Genomic DNA, 16,983 nt, shown 5'->3' with positions numbered 1-16,983 from the left:
CGGAAAAAATAAAGGCTAGACTGGGGGAGTGACCGTGACGGAGAAAAATCAAAAGGAAGAACAATTAAAGTGGTGGCAGCTGTCGCTGATCGGAATTGGCTGCACAATCGGGACGGGCTATTTTCTCGGGTCGAGCATTGGAATCAAAGTTACGGGAGCGTCCATCATTATCTCGTTCCTGCTTGCGGCGCTCGGTACCTATATCGTTTACAGACTGCTTGCTAAAATGACTGCCAAAGATCCGCAGAAGGGCTCGTTTTGCTACTACTCGGGAAAAGCGTTCGGACGCTGGGCCGGGTTTAGCTGCGGGTGGAATTACTGGATGTCGAACATCCTGATTATGGGCAGCCAGCTCACGGCGCTTGCGATACTTTCGAAATTCTGGTTTCCCCATGTGCCGCTCTGGCTGTTCGCATCCGGGTACGCGGTGCTTTCCATACTTGTCGTTCTTGCCGGAACAAAAGGCTTCGACCGTCTCGAAAACATCATGGCCATTGCCAAGGTGGCAGCGATTGTCATGTTTATTATTCTTGCTATTGCCGCTATTGCCGGCTGGATCCCCGGCGAGGCGCAGAAGCCGTCCCTCCCGCTCGGACAGGATCAGCTTTTCCGTGACGGTTGGAAGGGCTTCGGCTCGTCCCTCATTTATGCATTTTATGCTTTTGGTGGAATTGAAGTCATCGGACTGATGGCGATGCAATTGGAGAAAAAGGAAGACGCCCCGAAAGCAGGCTCCGTCATGCTGATTTTGCTGACGGCGATTTATATCGCCTCCCTCGCCCTTGCTGTCAGCATGACGTCCATCGGTGCCTTTAACGAGAAAGAGAGCCCGTTTGTCACGGCTCTCAGCGGGTACGATCTATCCTTTTTCCCGCACGTCTTCAATGCGGCCATCATTATTGCCGGCTTCTCCACCCTCACTGCCGCCCTGTTCGGCGTCACGACTCTGCTCGTCACACTGGGGGAAGGCGGGGATGCGCCGAAATTTTTCGCCAAAACAACAAAAGGCAAACGGAAGCTCGCCCTTCCGTCACTTGGCCTTGCCACCGCCGGTATGCTGCTCTCTATCCTCGCAGCCCTGATATTGCCCGGCAAAATCTACGAATACATCACAACGGCAGCCGGAATCATGCTGCTGTATAACTGGAGCTTCATTATCCTCTCGTCTCTGAAAATCTTAAAGCTCGCCATCATGGAAAAAGTGATCGCTGTCGCCGGTATCCTGTTGCTCGCTGCCGCAATAGCGGGAACCCTTTTGGAGAAAACCGGCCGCTCCGGATTTTTCCTGAGCCTGCTGTTCGCAGCCATCATCGGTGTGATGTGCCTTGTGATGAAAAAGAAGTGGAAACAAAGTGAGTCAGGATGCTAAGAGGAGATGCTTCTCCTCTTTTTTATGATGGATTCCACTGCTAAAAATAATAAAGCCGCGCATCCGCCCATCACAAATCCCCCAATATGAAAACGAAAAAACAGATTCAGGACCGCCCCGCCAGTAAGGAAATAAAGAGTCATCCGGGTACCTGCGGCAGCTGAGCGGCTGCTCATTTCTTTCGTCAAAAAATCGATCATCACCGAAACAGGAATTCCTGTCAGCACGTAAAATCCGAAAGAATACAGGAAAAAAAACACCGCCCCATCCGGTGGGGGAAAACCCCTTAAATGGGCATTTATCATAATAAAAGCCTGCAGCCCGATGGAGAAAATGAACGCAGAAACAGCAGCGGTTATAACCTTTCTAATAAAAATCTTCATAAAAACCCCCTGGAATTAATCGCCAAATCCAGTATACTTTACTTAACAAACTTTAGGAGGAATTCGAATGAAAAACTTCTTATTGGCCGGAACATCACACGCACATAAAGGGGGCAGCAAGTAACGTACCGCTCGTTCCCCTGGCCTGTGCAGCTCCGTGAAATCTGCACGACAGAGGGGTAAATGAATTGACTAACCGATTGAAAAAATTCCTTTCTTACTATAAGCCTTACAGGCGTTTGTTTGCTGCCGTAATGGCCTGTTCCATTCTCGGATCTGGGATTTCCCTTGTTTATCCGCTGCTCACCCGGTACATCACGAAGGATGTTCTGGAAGGGGTGGATGAGCATGCTCTCAATCAGATTCTGCTGACTGGAGCGGCGATGCTCGTCCTCGCTGTCTTTCAAATGGGATTCAACTTTGTGATGGACTATCACGGGCACCGGATGGGAGCACTGATGGAGAGCGACCTGCGCAGCGAGCTCTTCAGCCATTACCAGAGTCTCTCCTTTCCTTTTTATGACAGTCAAAAAACCGGGCAGCTGATGTCACGGATGACAAACGATCTCTTCTGGCTATCCGAATTGTATCACCACGGACCGGAGGACTTACTGAAATACTCTGTAAAGTTTATCGGAACCTTTATCATCCTGCTGACCATCAACGTTCCATTGACCATGGCCATCTTCGCCTTCCTGCCCTTCATGGCTGCATTTGCGATATATTTTAACAAGAAAGTGAATGCTGCTTTAAAACGAAACAAAGTCCGGATCAGTGACATTAACGCACAGGTTGAGGATAATCTTGCCGGCATCCGGGTCGTCCAATCGTATACAAATGAAGAGCTGGAAAAAGAAAAATTCGAATACGAAAACAGCCGCTTCCTCGAAAGCAGAAAAGCCGGCTACAAATACGAAGCCTGGTTTTCCAATGGATTTGAAGTATTTATTCAGCTGATCAGCATCACCGTCATTGTGGCAGGAGGAGCAGCGATTGTTCATTCCTCATTGGATCTTGCCGATTTGATTACGTTCTTACTGTATGTCGGCTTCCTGATTGAGCCGATTCAGAGGATGATCAATGTGGCCGTTCTCTATCAGGAAGGGATGACAGGCTTTGAACGGTTTGTAGAGATGATGGAGATTGAGCCGGATATTAAAGATTCTCCTGACGCCATTGAACTTAAGCACGCCAGCGGGAAAATCGAATTTCGGAATGTCTGCTTCCGCTACGGGGACGATCAGCCAAATGTGGTAAATCATCTTTCGCTCAAGATCGAAGCCGGAGAATATGCCGCACTCGTTGGTCCGTCGGGTGCCGGAAAAACAACGATCTGTTCGCTCATTCCCCGCTTCTACAACATTCAGCAAGGGGAAATTACGATTGACGGGATCAGCATTCAGGATATCACCCTGTCATCACTAAGGAAAAATATCGGCATCGTTCAGCAGGATGTGTATCTGTTTGCCGGAACGGTCCTTGAGAACATTCGCTACGGAAACCGGGATGCGTCAGATGAAGAAATCATCCAAGCCGCTAAAAACGCCCACGCCCATGAGTTCATCATGAAGCTGCCAAGAGGCTATGACACCGACATCGGCCAGCGCGGTGTAAGGCTTTCCGGCGGCCAGAAGCAGCGGCTCAGCATCGCCCGCGTCTTCCTGAAAAACCCGCCGATCGTCATTTTTGACGAAGCGACAAGCGCCCTGGACAACGAAAGCGAAAAGGTAGTCAAAGACTCACTCGAACGGCTCGCCAAAGACCGCACCACCCTCGTCATTGCCCATAGGCTGTCGACAATCCGGAATGCTGAACGGATTATCGTGCTGAAGGATAACGGGATTGCTGAAGAAGGTACGCACCAGGAGCTGATGGCCAAAAATGGTGCATATGCCAGGCTGCAGGGGGTGCAATAGATATCTTACAAAGAAAAGAGGCAGGAACGTTACCCTGCCTCTTTAAGTATAAGAGCGGACAGATGCAGTCCGCTCTTTTTTCTATTGATCAGTCTCTTAAAGGTATGACCATAGCATCCAGCACGATCTCTTCCTTGACCTTCCCTGGCTTTTGTTTAACTGGAATTTCTCTCTTTTCCCCATCTTCAGTAATGACCGCTTCCCCATGATTTTCAGGAGTGTGCTTTCTGAGCTGCACATGCGGGGTGACAATCAGCTCCGTTGCTTTAGGATCAAGCTTTTCAAAGGTGCTGCTCGAGCTAATCGAATAGGCATCCTTTCCGGATCCCCCATTCCCTTCCCCGGAATAGCTGTTTCCTAAGTTGTCTTTTACGTCCAATTCAACCATCATATCATCCCATTGATCCCGAATTTTTTCATCCGCTTTTTGAATATATAAGATGCTGAAGGACATAGGGGTTTGGGAGATTTTCGTTATGCTGACCTGAACGCCGCCTTTCTTGGCACTAAGATTGAAAACCTCTTCCTTTTGTTCCGCCGCATTTAACGAAAAGGCAAAATTCCAATCACCTTTTATCTTGGTATGACTATCAGGAAGGGAAAGCGAGTTTATCTTCCATTCCATGTTTACCTGATCCGCATCCATTTGATTTAGATTGGTAGACTTGAATAGACCCACATAGTGATGATCATCTACCTTGGTGATCTGCGAACTGCCTGCACTAGCTTGAGAGCCCTTTATTTCAGGAGAACCACCAATCAGAAGATTTTCAGCAAGCTTTTTATCACTCTCAATGACATAAGTCATCGAGACGGTTTTCCCGTCGTAGACCGCATCCTGAATGGTTACTTTAATCCCGCTGCTTTCTTCCGTCAGATTCAGTCCGGTCGAGAATTCCTTATAGTGATCGTACATCCCCGTTTTTCCGGTATCCAAAAACTTAAAAAGGTCTCCTACAACCGGAATACTGCTTGCATAGGCAGGAAACGTCATTCCAACCATTCCCGCTGACAGGCAAGCGAAGATGGCAGCCGCTGCCGCTCCCTTCTTCCAGCTGCTCCTGTTCTTTTGCTTAATGGATTTTTTCAATGCTCGTTTGACTTTTTCATTCTCAACTTCACTGACTTCCATCGGTTCAAATTCAGACTCATCGAAATCCATGCCATTTAATAACTCATAAATATCCTTCATAGACCGTTCTCTCCCAATCTCAGATTTGCCGCTTTGCCATGGAGTTTCCTTTTCCCCCGGTATATCCGGTTATCGATTGCCGTTTTGGTTAAACCAAGCTTCTTGGAAATATCCTCAGTTTTACATCCCATAAAAAACTTCATCATGAAAATTTCCCGATCCACCGATTCCAGAGTATTCATCAACTGAATGATTTCCGTTCTTTCCTCTGAATTGATCCATTCGTCTTCTGCAGACCGGCCCGTTCCCACATCCACATATTCAGCTGAGTATTCTGGTTTTTTGCTCGCTTTCCGGTAGTAGTCAATCGCTTTAAACTTAGCCACTGAACAAATCCATTTCCTGAAATCCGTATGGTCCCCTTGAAATTTCTTCGAGTGATCCCAAACGGAAAGAAAAACATCATTGATGCACTCCTCCATTAACCCGCTGTTCCTGACCGGAGTCAGAACCTTCGCCACAATCCCTTTTATAAGAGGCAAATACTGATCAACGATATACTCCAATGCCTGTTCATCTTTGCGCTGCAGGCGCTTTATAAAATTTGACTCGTTACACTTCATTTGATGAATCCCCTTATTTTTTTGTAAAAGCTTTTACACTATATATAACGATGGTAATCGATGAATCTCTCATTTTTTTCAATTTATTTCTATTATAATAAAATGGGGGTGGAAGACTTGAATTCAATTGAAAAGCATAATGTAAAAGTTTATGACGAAACCGGTGCAACCGCGCTATCCTGCCTGATTCTTCAAGACGGAAAGACGGTTTATGAATCCTATACAGGGACTCATAGCCGAGAATACGGTGCACAGAAGGTACAGGAAGACTCCAGGTTCAACATTGCATCCATACGGAAATCCTATATCGGCTTTGCACTTGCCTGCATGATCGCAGAGGGGAAAATCCGGGGGCTGGATGAGGATCTTTACGCTTATTTTCCTGAAATTCCCGTCATTGAAGGAATAACCATCCGCCATGTTCTTACTCATACACATGGCCTCGCAGAAAAGGATGGAAACTGGATCCGCATGTTTCCTCCTGGTGAAAACTGGTTTTATAACAATGCCGGAGTGAATTTGCTGATCAGCCTTCTTCAAACCGTCTCAGGAAAGACCGTGGCCCTGATACTGAACGAGCAGGTGTTTCAAAAAGCAGGATTTTCCGAGAGCGGCTGGGAAAAGTCTGAGGAAAATTTAGTTGTAAATTTTCTATCGGACCCTTCCCGGCACCTGGATGACAGCGGCGTAGACAGCAACCTGTATTGCAGCACAAGAGATCTCGCTAAATGGGGAGAATTATTTCTTGCAAGAGGAAAAAATGCCGGAATATTAACTCCAGATGCTTTCAATGAAATGACTTCGGTGCAATTTACGGAATTGCCTCAATTGCCGAAGCACGGATACTTCTGGTGGGTGAAGGAAGAGGATTTTCCAAAGAACGAAATCGGCCCCAACGTCCCAAAAGGCTCCTATCAGCTCCTCGGCATAACGGGCTGCATTTGCCTTGTCATGCCGGAGTATAATGCCGTTGCGGTAAGAATGCTGAATCAAGCATGGCAGAACCGGAATTTCGATTATATGGATGATGTCAGGACATTTGGTGATTTGGCAGCCGGGATGGTTAATTGAGAAGGCTTTACTATTTTCAATTCATAGAATAAAATGAAATCGTATTTCAGATGCAATGAACGAAGCCAAATAAAACAAGAGGGTGCTTTTGTGAGTGTGTATAGGTTCTAATTAGGCGAATTTAATGAAATGAATCTGATGAAAAATGCGGGTTTAGGCCGTTTATTTTGCTATGGATTCATTTCGAACCTATGAAGATACCTACACCTTTTAAAAAGCAGACAAACCGGCTGGATCGATGCCGTTTTATTTGTCTATTTCTTATAAAAGGAAAGCTGCGGTATCTCTGCAGCTTTTTTTGTGTTTAAAAATCGGCACGTTCATGAAATCTGAAGCAAGGTATCTTCATTATGGATGGTAAAAATCACAATGAGGAGCTATGAAAATGAACACACACACATTTGATAAATTACAGTACAGCAAGCTAAAGGACATGATTAAATCCCATTGCGTCAGCGGCCTCGGAAAAAATCTGCTGGATAAGCTGGAGCCCGTTTCCAGCCTTAAAGCAGTAAAAAACCGTTTAAACGAAACGTCTGAGGCCCGGGCCATTTTAAATGCTGATGGACACGTTCCATTCTCCGGCGTAACGAACATTGAAGGAATCCTCCAGAATGCTCAAAAAGGCATGATTTTGAATCCCGGAGAATTAGTCAGTCTTTCCGATTTTCTAAGGGGCTGCCGGAAATTGAAGCGGTTTATGCTTGAGCGCGAATTTTTTGCCCCTGTTCTCGCCTCCTACGCCCAATCCATGTCTGAATACATGGATGCAGAAGATGAAATCAACACGGCGATTAAAGACGGAATTGTGGATTCCTCAGCAAGCAGGGTGCTGCGGCGAATTCGAGGACAGATTGAGATAAAGGAAGAAAAAATAAAAGCGCTGCTGACAAAATTTATGAACAGCAGTGAAAACAAGAAATATATCCAAGACTTCTTTATAACCCGGAAAAATGACCGGTTCACTATTCCCATCAAGGCATCTTTTAAAAATCAGGTATCCGGTTCCATAGTAGAGGCTTCATCAACGGGCTCGACGGTTTTCATGGAGCCACCCGGTGCGGGGAAGCTAAACGGGGAGCTTGAAATGCTGAAAGCCGAGGAATCTGTGGAGGAGTATCAGATCCTTGCCACCCTCATTGGCATCATATCCGAAAACCTTCACGGGATTCATATCAACATGGAGCTGATCAGCCAGTACGACATGGTGTTTGCAAAGGCAAAGTACAGCCAGCATATCCAGGGAATTGAACCGGCGCTGAATGATACGGGCCATATCAGACTTGTTCAGTGCCGTCACCCGCTGCTGACGGGAAAAGCTGTGCCGCTTGATTTTGAGATCGGGAACGAGTACCGCAGCCTTGTAATCACGGGGCCGAATGCCGGAGGAAAAACCATCGTTCTGAAAACGATCGGACTTCTCACGCTTGCCGTTATGTCAGGTTTTCACATCCCGGCCGATAAAGGCACAGAAATTTCTGTATTTAATCAGATCTTTGCGGATATCGGTGATAACCAGAGTATCGAAAATGCATTGAGCACCTTCTCCTCGCATATGAAAAATCTATCGGAGATTATGAGTGCAGCAACTAATCATACCCTCCTCCTGTTCGATGAAATTGGGAGCGGAACGGAACCAAACGAAGGTGCCGCCCTTGCTATATCGATTTTGGAGGAATTTTATCACATGGGCTGCATGACGGTTGCAACTACCCATTACGGAGAGATCAAGCGTTTCTCAGAATTGCATCCCGACTTCATGAATGCCGCGATGCAGTTTGATCAGGAAACACTTGAGCCTGCCTATCGGCTGATTATTGGAAAATCCGGGGACAGCAACGCCCTTTGGATCTCCAGGAAAATGAACATGAGAAGCGCTGTCCTTGAAAGAGCGGAAGCCTATATGGATAACAAAGCATATCGTCTGGAAAGAGTGGATGCAAACAAAGTCAGAAAGCCGAAAGCTGACAAAGTACCGCCTGCACAAACCGCTGATTATCAAAAGGGAGACAAGGTAACGCTTCTTGACTACGAGGACACCGCGATTGTTTACAAAGAGCGGGACAAATTCCGTAATGTAACGGTCTTCTATAAGGGGGAGATGCTCGAAATCAACGACAAGAAGCTTACGCCAAAATTAAAAGCAGCCGAATTATATCCGGATGGCTACGATTTGGAACAGCTTTTCACCGATTATCAGACAAGAAAGCTGCGGCACGATATCGAACGGGGATCGAAAAAGGCACTGCGGAAAATTTATAAAGAAATTAAGAAAAGTGACTAGAGGTCAGTTCGAAATTCCCCTTATAATCTGTGGAGAACGAGGAAATAAAATGGGAGCTCAACATGAATGGTGCGGTATTTAACCTATACTTTATAAAAAGAAAAATGATCCGAACACAAATAACGGGTTTGGTTTTGAAGTGCAAAATTCTAATTATCAGTGTAATTCGCAGTTGAATTAGCAGACCTTTTAGCGGTAAAATTAGTACACAAAAAAGCTCGGAGTCATTACGCTCGAGCTTTTTTACCGTATTACTTTGTTGAAGATTAGCACCCGATTGCGGAAGATCATTATTGAAAGAAAACATCCTTTAGTTCAAAGGATACTATAATTAAAGAGTAACATGCGTACTTACCTGTTAATGTCTCAAGGCATCATAAATTGAATAATCCACTTCACCTGAAATATTTTCCATGCCATTTTCACACAACTCCATAGCCATCAAATTCTCCTCAGAAGGTGGAAGATTTTTCTTGGATGCATATATTCCGAATTCCGTTGATGTTCTAAATCCAAAGCGTTCATAGTAACGATAATCCCCTTCAACAATTATTCCCTTATATCCCATTTTAGCAGCCAATTTAATTCCTTCCTCCAACATATACTTACCTACACCCTGACGTTGATGATTAATTGCTACTGAAACTGGTGATAACATCAATATCTCATTTTCATACTTATTACTAATTGGAAGTTTTGAAAGGATAAAGTGTCCTATAATTGCACCTCTTTCCTCAACAACTAAATCAAGCCTGGGAATGTAATAGGGTTTTTCTCGGATTTCTCTTACTAAAGCTTTTTCAGCTACTCCGTCCGAATAATTGGTATTTTTGAATATCTCATATACAAAGTCTTCAATAAAACTATATTCTTCTTTAGTAACTATTCTTATTTTCATCAATACACCTCCAATGTTCAGCTACAATTATATTAATAAAAAGCACAACTTTTTATGCAGAAACGTACCCGATAGCTTAATAACGGGATAGATGTTCAATCAAAATTTATGTCACCTTGTTGTTTGGTCTTTTTCTTAATAATACGAGCTGTTTTATCCGAATTCCACCACTCTTCAACTTTAGATAAAAGAGAAGCAACTTCATATGCTAAGACTTCATAAATTTTATGTTGAACAGGTTCTTTCTCATATCTATAAGAGGCGTGGTCTTCAGTTGGTTCAAGTTCAACAATCCTGCTACGTTTGTTAAATAAGCTCCTCTAAATATCCAAAAACCCACTTACAATCTTTTTACACACCAATTCGCATAGTAATTAGCATACTGTCGAGAATTTTAATCACTCTGCTAAAAGTGGTGTGAATTCGGGTGCTAAAACACCCACAATGTCACAGAAAACCTTAATATTCAACAAAAAAAAGCAGTACGAATTAGTTTCAAATTGGACTGTCAATTAGTGTGCGAATTAAGTTTTTGTACTCGAAAACCGAACCCGTTAGAACACAACCAGATCGTTTTTTAATGGCGCAGAAGAAGCCTCTCGCATAAATAAAAGGCTGCAGCCGTAATGCCTCCAAGCAAACTAAGAAAAAGAGAGGATTGTAAGGTTTGATTGTCCGTAAAGAGATGGGTGAGCTGAAGAATCAGTGCCCCAGCCATGAAGTAGACAAGGAATTTCAGATTTTTGCGATTCGTGATGACATCTACGAGGTATGAAACCGGGATCCCGATGATGCCAAAAATGATAAAGGCATAGACGGAGAGAGTGATAAGCACCGCAATTAACGTACCTGGGTTTTCAGCCTCTCGTCCACCTTCTAGGATAAACGCGAGCACAAATAACAAGGCCCCGCATACCGAGCAGACAGCGGCCGTTCTCATTTTTTGCTGGAATCGGATCAATTTGCACACCTCCTTGTATATATTTTACAACAGAAAGGGGGATCGGACCGTTTATTATCGATTTCGTCCCATCTATTATCGAAAATCTGAATATATGATCGAATTTCACCCATTTATTATCGAATATCCAGATATATGATCGATTCTGCAAGATTCGACATAAAAAAGCTTCCAGAGCAAACGCCCCGGAAGCTTGTTTCTTATCGTTTATTGATTTCTTCCATGAGAAGCTTGTTGACCATTGGCGGGTTCGCCTGGCCTTTGGATGCTTTCATGATTTGGCCGACAAGGAATCCGATTGCGCGGTCCTTCCCGTTTTTGAAGTCTTCGATCGACTGCGGATTAGCGTCAAGCGCATCGTTTACGAATGTGCGAAGGGCGCCTTCGTCCGAGATTTGGACAAGTCCTTTGTCCTTCACGATCTTCTCTGCGTCGCCGCCGTTTTCGATCAGCTCTTTAAAGACTTTTTTCGCGATTTTAGAAGAGATGGTTCCTGCTTCGATCAGCTTGATCATGCCTGCCAGTCCTTCAGGAGTAAGAGCTGTGTCTTCAAGCTCCTTGTTCTCTGAGTTCAGGTAAGCTGATACTTCTCCCATCAGCCAGTTGGATGCCTGTTTTGCATCCGCACCGGTTTTGACAGTAGCTTCAAAGAAATCGGACATTTCTTTTGTAAGAGTCAGAACCATGGCATCGTATGCAGGAAGACCAAGCTCCGATACATAGCGCGCTTTGCGCTCATCCGGAAGCTCAGGAATTTCCGCACGGATGCGCTCTTTCCACTCTTCATCGATGTAAAGAGACACAAGATCCGGTTCCGGGAAGTAACGGTAGTCGTCAGATCCTTCTTTTACACGCATGAGGATTGTTTTGCCTGTGGATTCATCAAAGCGGCGTGTTTCCTGCTCGATGATCCCGCCGGACAATAGAACCTCTGCCTGGCGTTTTTCCTCGTGCTCCAATCCTTTGCGGACGAAGTTGAAGGAGTTTAGGTTTTTCAGCTCGGCTTTCGTACCGAACTGCTCCTGGCCGACTGGACGAAGGGAAATGTTCGCATCGCAGCGAAGAGAACCCTCTTCCATTTTACAGTCAGAAACACCTGTGTATTGGATAATGGATTTTAATTTTTCAAGATACGCATACGCTTCTTCCGGTGTACGGATATCCGGCTCGGAAACGATCTCGACAAGCGGTGTACCCTGACGGTTGAAGTCAACAAGGGAGAAGCCGTCGCCCGTATGGTTCAGCTTGCCCGCGTCCTCTTCAAGGTGAAGACGCGTAATCCCGATTTTCTTCTTTTTGCCGCCCACTTCAATTTCAATCCAGCCGTTTTCGCCGATTGGCTTGTCAAATTGAGAGATTTGATAAGCTTTCGGGTTATCCGGATAAAAATAGTTTTTGCGGTCAAACTTCGTATCCGTTGCGATTTCACAGTTCAGCGCCATCGCAGCCTTCATCGCGAAGTTCACCGCTTCTTTATTCAGCACCGGAAGGACGCCCGGGTAACCGAGGTCGATCACGGACGTGTTTGTATTCGGATCCGCTCCGAAATGGTTCGGAGAAGCGGAAAAGATTTTTGAATTCGTTTTAAGCTCAACGTGGACTTCAAGTCCAATCACCGTTTCAAAGTTCATTCGTTTCTCACCCCTTACAGTTCAGGTTTTGCTTTATGATGGTCTGTCGCCTGCTCAAATACATGGGCAACACGGTAAATCGTGCTTTCGTCAAAGTGCTTGCCGATGATTTGAAGTCCGAGCGGAAGACCGTTTGAGAATCCGCAAGGGACGGAAATTCCAGGTACACCTGCAAGGTTAACCGGAATTGTTAAAATATCATTCGCATACATCGTAAGCGGATCGTTTGTTTTTTCGCCGATTTTGAAAGCAGGAGTCGGAGTGGTCGGCCCAACAATGACATCGTACTTTTCAAAAACATCTTCGAAATCTTTTTTAATGAGCGTACGGACTTTTTGCGCCTTTTTATAGTACGCATCATAGTAGCCGGAGCTCAGTGCGAACGTTCCAAGCATGATCCGGCGCTTTACTTCATTTCCGAAGCCTTCCGCACGGGTCTGCTTGTAAAGATCGATCAGGTTTTCCGCATTGTCTGTACGGTATCCGTAGCGGATTCCGTCAAAGCGGGAAAGGTTGGATGAAGCCTCAGATGATGCCAGCAGGTAGTAAGTCGCAAGCGCATATTTGGAATGCGGAAGCGATACTTCTTCCCATGTTGCGCCTTGAGCCTCAAGAACTTTTAGCGCTTCAAGGACAGAGTTTTTCGCTTCTTCACTGACACCTTCACCAAGGTATTCTTTTGGAACCGCGATTTTCAGGCCTTTAATATCGCCTGTTAAGGAAGAAACATAGTCTGGAACATCCACATTTGCAGAGGTTGTATCCATTTGGTCTCCGCCCGCAATTGCCTGAAGAAGATACGCATTGTCTTCAACGGTACGGGTAATCGGGCCGATCTGGTCCAGAGAAGACGCAAATGCCACAAGTCCGTAACGGGAGACACGGCCATACGTAGGCTTTAATCCGACTACGCCGCAGTATGCTGCCGGCTGACGGATCGAACCGCCTGTATCAGATCCAAGGGAGAACGGAACCTCGCCTGCTGCAACAGATGCAGCCGAACCGCCGCTTGATCCGCCTGGTACGGTTTCAAGATTCCACGGATTTCTTGTCGGCTTGAACCCGGAGTTCTCTGTAGAAGAACCCATCGCGAACTCATCCATGTTCAATTTTCCGATTGTAACGGATTCTGCCTGCTGAAGCTTTTGCACAACCGTTGCATCGTAAATCGGCATGAAATTCTCAAGGATTTTACTGGAGCACGTTGTACGAAGGTCCTTCGTGACGATGTTGTCCTTTACGCCGATCGGCATTCCAAAAAGGAGACCGAACTCATCGCGTGTACCGACTGCCTCGTCCAGTTGCTTCGCATAAGAACGCGCGCGCTCTTCATCAAGCGTCATGAACGCCTGAACTTTATCTTCTACTTCGCTAATCCGTTTGTAGGACTCGTCAACGAGATCCGTAACGGTAATGTCTTTTTTATGTAAACGCTGCTTTAACTCGGAAATCTTATGGTCAAATAATGACACCTAGGTTTCCCTCCCTTATTCAAGAATGGTCGGAACGCGGATGTATCCGTCTTTCTGGTCCGGAGCGTTTTTCACAACGTCCTCAACCGGAAGACCTTTAGCCGGCTTGTCCTCTCTCATTACGTTTTTCATATCCAATACGTGAGTCGTCGGCTCAACGTTATCCGTATCGAGCTCATTCAGCTGCTCTGCAAATGAAATAATGGCATCAAGCTGCTTGGAAAACATCTGAGCTTCCTCTTCAGTAATCGCAAGACGGGCAAGGTGCGCAACGTGCTTAACCTGATCAGTCGAAATGCGTGACATCAACTGTTCACCTCCAATAAAATCGTGCACAAACAATACTCTGATGATAACAAAATTTAGTGCTATAAAGCAAGGCATTGCAGTGGCAGGCAAGGATTGGCGGATGAGCAAAAGCTGTACGGCCGGTTGATGGAAGGCAGGAGGATGCTCGGGGGCGGAAAAGCAAAGACTGAGACAGATCAGCTCGCCGGCGGAAAAGCTCAGTAGAGACAGATCGGCTCGCCGGCGGAAAAGCTCACCAGAGACAGATCGACTCGCCGGCGGAAAAGCTCAGCAGAGACAGATCGACTTGGCGGCGGAAAAGCTCAGTAGAGACAGATCGACTCGGCGGCGCCTGACCCGCAGTTCGCTAAAGGATGAAAGCTCCGGCACCGATTTTGTGAACCATTGGTACGTAAGGTTTGGGCGGCTTCGGTCTCTGTCCCCTTTTGCTGTAAAGAATGTGGGGTCAGGCACGGTGCCAGTCCCGCTGTCCGCTGCCGAACTAAAGCTCCGGCACCGTCTTTGTAACCCGTTGATACATAAGGCTTCATACGTTTCTTCCTACGTCCCCCGCTGCGGTGAAGGAAGTGGGGTCAGGCGCCGCCGCTGATGTTTGGGTGGACCGATAATAAAAAGTTTGCACTGACCCCCGCTTCGCTACCGTACTAAACCTCCGTCCCCACTCCTCGCCGGCCCTTGCGCTCCAACACTTCTTACGATTCTTCCTCTGCCCCCCGCTGCGTTACCTTGTTGGGGGTCAGTGCACTGCACTGACCCCCGCTTCGCTACCGTACTAAACCTCCGTCCCCATCCCTCGCCGGCCTTTGCGCTCCAACACTTCTTACGATTCTTCCTCTGCCCCCCGCTGCGTTACCTTGTTGAGGGTCAGTGCAAAACAAATCCCCAGTCTTAATTTTTGGTAGAATCACCTGTTTTTATTTTCTGAATAGTTTTACTTTTATTTTTACTAGTAACCGCTTCCATATCCTTAGCATGAACACCTCATGCCTTCCATTTCCAATTTTCGACACGTTTAGACTGCTTGAAGACCGGGGATAAATTTGTTAGGTTAAGAAACCGTAAGCTGCGAACGGTGCTCGCCGCCATTTCACACACCGATAAAGCTTCAGCGATTTCCCTTTTTTCGATCTGTCCTTCCTGTAAAAAGTAACCCTGATTTGTCATACATCTTTGTTTTGACTCAGCGTCTGGTTCTCCAGATGACAAATCTGCGCTAATTTTCAGGAGGGGGTAAGCCGGAATGCCGGCGAAGAGGGCTGAACGCTTTGAGGGGTGGGCAGGATCACTTTCCTTGCTCCAATGAAATGACGACAAAAAAATGGATGGCCGCTGTCCTTATAGCGGAAACGCACGGCTAGTCCAGCGTGCGGAGGGATGGTTCATCCCGTGTGAAGGGTATTGAGCGGTTTGTTTAGTAGCAAAATAAAATGAGAATAGGAGAGATATTGTGGAAATTGGAGTTTATATATCATTAGCTCTCTACTTCATCATGATGCTCGGTATCGGGTTTTATGCTTTCAAGCAATCTACTGGTGATGTTGAAGGGTATATGCTGGGAGGACGCGGACTCGGTCCTGCTGTAACCGCCCTTTCCGCAGGTGCTTCCGACATGAGCGGATGGATGCTCATGGGACTGCCGGGAGAAATGTATTCTACGGGTCTTGCTGCTATGTGGATTGCCATTGGTTTAACACTCGGAGCCTATGCGAACTATTTGATTCTTGCTCCGCGCCTTAGAACTTATACGATTGTTGCGAATAACTCGATTACAATCCCGGATTTCTTCGAAAATCGTTTTCACGACAAATCCAAAATGCTTCGACTATTTTCTGGAATTGTCATCGTGATATTCTTTACGCTTTACTGTTCTGCAGGTATGGTCTCCGGAGGAACGCTGTTTGAGTCTTCCTTTGGATTAAGCTATATGACCGGTCTTCTGATTACGGCCGGTGTTGTCATTGCCTATACGCTATTCGGCGGATTCCTTGCAGTCAGTCTGACAGACTTTGTACAGGGAATTATCATGTTCCTGGCTCTTATCTTAGTGCCTGTTGTTGCCCTGATTGATTTAGGCGGCCTTGGTACAACGGTTGATCAGGTTAAAGCGATTGATCCAAAGCTGTTTGATGTATTCCGCGGAACGACTGTACTTGGAATAATTGGTTTCCTTGCATGGGGACTCGGCTATTTCGGACAGCCGCATATTATCGTCCGCTTTATGGCCATCAATTCCATTAAAGAATTAAAGCCGGCCCGCCGCATCGGAATGAGCTGGATGATTGTTTCAATCGTTGGTGCCTTAATGACCGGACTTGTCGGAATCGCTTATGTAAAAGCCAATCAAATCGACTTAGGCAATCCGGAAACCATCTTCATCAAATTTTCAGATGTATTATTCCATCCGCTGATTACCGGATTCCTGCTATCAGCCATTCTAGCAGCGATTATGAGTACCATTTCCTCTCAGCTCCTTGTTACATCCAGCGCGCTGACAGAGGATTTCTATAAAACGTTCTTTAAACGCAACGCTTCCGATAAGGAACTCGTTATGGTCGGAAGACTGGCTGTACTTGTTGTAGCGGTCATTTCAATCCTGCTTTCCCTTAAGCCAAGCGGGACAATTCTTGATCTTGTCGGAAATGCATGGGCCGGATTCGGTTCTGCTTTCGGACCCGCGATCCTGCTGAGCCTCTACTGGAAACGCATGACGAAATGGGGCGCACTCGCCGGTATGATTACTGGAGCCGTTACCGTTCTGATCTGGCTTACAGTACCTGGCCTGACCGATTTCTTATATGAAATGATTCCAGGATTCTTCCTGAGTCTCATTGCGGTTATTGTGGTCAGCAAGATGACGGCACCGCCATCTGAAGAAGTAGTGAATCACTTTAAAGAGATGGAAACGGTATTGGCCAGAGAAACCAAATAAACGTT

Annotated in this window: 13 protein-coding genes; 5 read left to right on the top strand and 8 right to left on the bottom strand. The window is 46.0% G+C overall.

Going from position 1 to position 16,983, the window contains the following annotated elements; all coding sequences use genetic code 11:
- Window positions 1-28: 28 nt before the first annotated feature.
- On the top strand, window positions 29-1,369 hold the full coding sequence (locus CEF21_RS03780) for an amino acid permease (protein WP_123913437.1): 1,341 nt from the start codon (window positions 29-31) through the stop codon (window positions 1,367-1,369).
- Here the strand turns inward: CEF21_RS03780 and CEF21_RS03775 are convergent.
- Entirely contained in the window at window positions 1,366-1,752 is a 387-nt protein-coding gene (locus CEF21_RS03775) for a hypothetical protein (RefSeq protein ID WP_123913436.1), read from the bottom strand. The genes CEF21_RS03780 and CEF21_RS03775 overlap by 4 nt on opposite strands.
- A 188-nt stretch (window positions 1,753-1,940) precedes the next feature.
- On the opposite strand from CEF21_RS03775, the gene CEF21_RS03770 reads away from it, so the two are divergent.
- Window positions 1,941-3,668 (top strand): ABC transporter ATP-binding protein, encoded by a 1,728-nt coding sequence (locus tag CEF21_RS03770; RefSeq protein WP_123913435.1) that lies wholly within the window; start codon window positions 1,941-1,943, stop codon window positions 3,666-3,668.
- Window positions 3,669-3,756: 88 nt separating this feature from the next.
- Here the strand turns inward: CEF21_RS03770 and CEF21_RS03765 are convergent, their stop codons facing one another.
- Both CEF21_RS03765 and CEF21_RS03760 read right to left on the bottom strand, forming a co-directional pair.
- Window positions 3,757-4,860, bottom strand: coding sequence for a DUF4179 domain-containing protein (locus CEF21_RS03765; RefSeq protein ID WP_123913434.1), 1,104 nt, complete (start codon window positions 4,858-4,860; stop codon window positions 3,757-3,759).
- Window positions 4,857-5,423 carry a sigma-70 family RNA polymerase sigma factor gene (locus CEF21_RS03760; protein ID WP_123913433.1) on the bottom strand — a complete coding sequence of 189 codons (567 nt, stop codon included), beginning with the start codon at window positions 5,421-5,423 and terminating at the stop codon, window positions 4,857-4,859. Before CEF21_RS03760 ends, CEF21_RS03765 begins: the two co-directional genes overlap by 4 nt.
- A gap of 117 nt (window positions 5,424-5,540) precedes the next feature.
- Between CEF21_RS03760 and CEF21_RS03755 the strand changes: the two genes are divergently transcribed.
- Both CEF21_RS03755 and CEF21_RS03750 read left to right on the top strand, forming a co-directional pair.
- Window positions 5,541-6,494 (top strand): serine hydrolase domain-containing protein, encoded by a 954-nt coding sequence (locus CEF21_RS03755; protein ID WP_164462069.1) that lies wholly within the window; start codon window positions 5,541-5,543, stop codon window positions 6,492-6,494.
- A gap of 385 nt (window positions 6,495-6,879) precedes the next feature.
- Entirely contained in the window at window positions 6,880-8,778 is a 1,899-nt protein-coding gene (locus CEF21_RS03750; protein ID WP_123913431.1) for an endonuclease MutS2, read from the top strand.
- Between the two features lie 358 nt (window positions 8,779-9,136).
- Here the strand turns inward: CEF21_RS03750 and CEF21_RS03745 are convergent, their stop codons facing one another.
- From CEF21_RS03745 to gatC, 5 genes are all read right to left on the bottom strand, one after another.
- On the bottom strand, window positions 9,137-9,676 hold the full coding sequence (locus CEF21_RS03745) for a GNAT family N-acetyltransferase (protein WP_123913430.1): 540 nt from the start codon (window positions 9,674-9,676) through the stop codon (window positions 9,137-9,139).
- Window positions 9,677-10,253: 577 nt separating this feature from the next.
- Window positions 10,254-10,637 carry a hypothetical protein gene (locus CEF21_RS03740; RefSeq protein WP_123913429.1) on the bottom strand — a complete coding sequence of 128 codons (384 nt, stop codon included), beginning with the start codon at window positions 10,635-10,637 and terminating at the stop codon, window positions 10,254-10,256.
- A 200-nt stretch (window positions 10,638-10,837) separates the two neighbouring features.
- Window positions 10,838-12,268, bottom strand: a complete 1,431-nt coding sequence (gene gatB / locus CEF21_RS03735) for an Asp-tRNA(Asn)/Glu-tRNA(Gln) amidotransferase subunit GatB (protein WP_123913428.1) — start codon at window positions 12,266-12,268, stop codon at window positions 10,838-10,840.
- Between the two features lie 14 nt (window positions 12,269-12,282).
- Window positions 12,283-13,740, bottom strand: coding sequence for an Asp-tRNA(Asn)/Glu-tRNA(Gln) amidotransferase subunit GatA (gatA, locus tag CEF21_RS03730; protein WP_123913427.1), 1,458 nt, complete (start codon window positions 13,738-13,740; stop codon window positions 12,283-12,285).
- Window positions 13,741-13,755: 15 nt separating this feature from the next.
- Window positions 13,756-14,046, bottom strand: coding sequence for an Asp-tRNA(Asn)/Glu-tRNA(Gln) amidotransferase subunit GatC (gatC, locus tag CEF21_RS03725; RefSeq protein WP_035407683.1), 291 nt, complete (start codon window positions 14,044-14,046; stop codon window positions 13,756-13,758).
- A gap of 1,450 nt (window positions 14,047-15,496) precedes the next feature.
- Between gatC and putP the strand changes: the two genes are divergently transcribed.
- Window positions 15,497-16,978, top strand: a complete 1,482-nt coding sequence (gene putP, locus CEF21_RS03720) for a sodium/proline symporter PutP (protein ID WP_123913426.1) — start codon at window positions 15,497-15,499, stop codon at window positions 16,976-16,978.
- Window positions 16,979-16,983: the final 5 nt, after the last annotated feature.

The sequence above is a fragment of the Bacillus sp. FJAT-42376 genome (assembly GCF_003816055.1).
Taxonomy (GTDB): domain Bacteria; phylum Bacillota; class Bacilli; order Bacillales; family Bacillaceae; genus Metabacillus_B.
The sequence above is the reverse complement of the archived record's forward strand: the minus strand, read 5'-3'. Positions and strand labels throughout refer to the sequence as shown.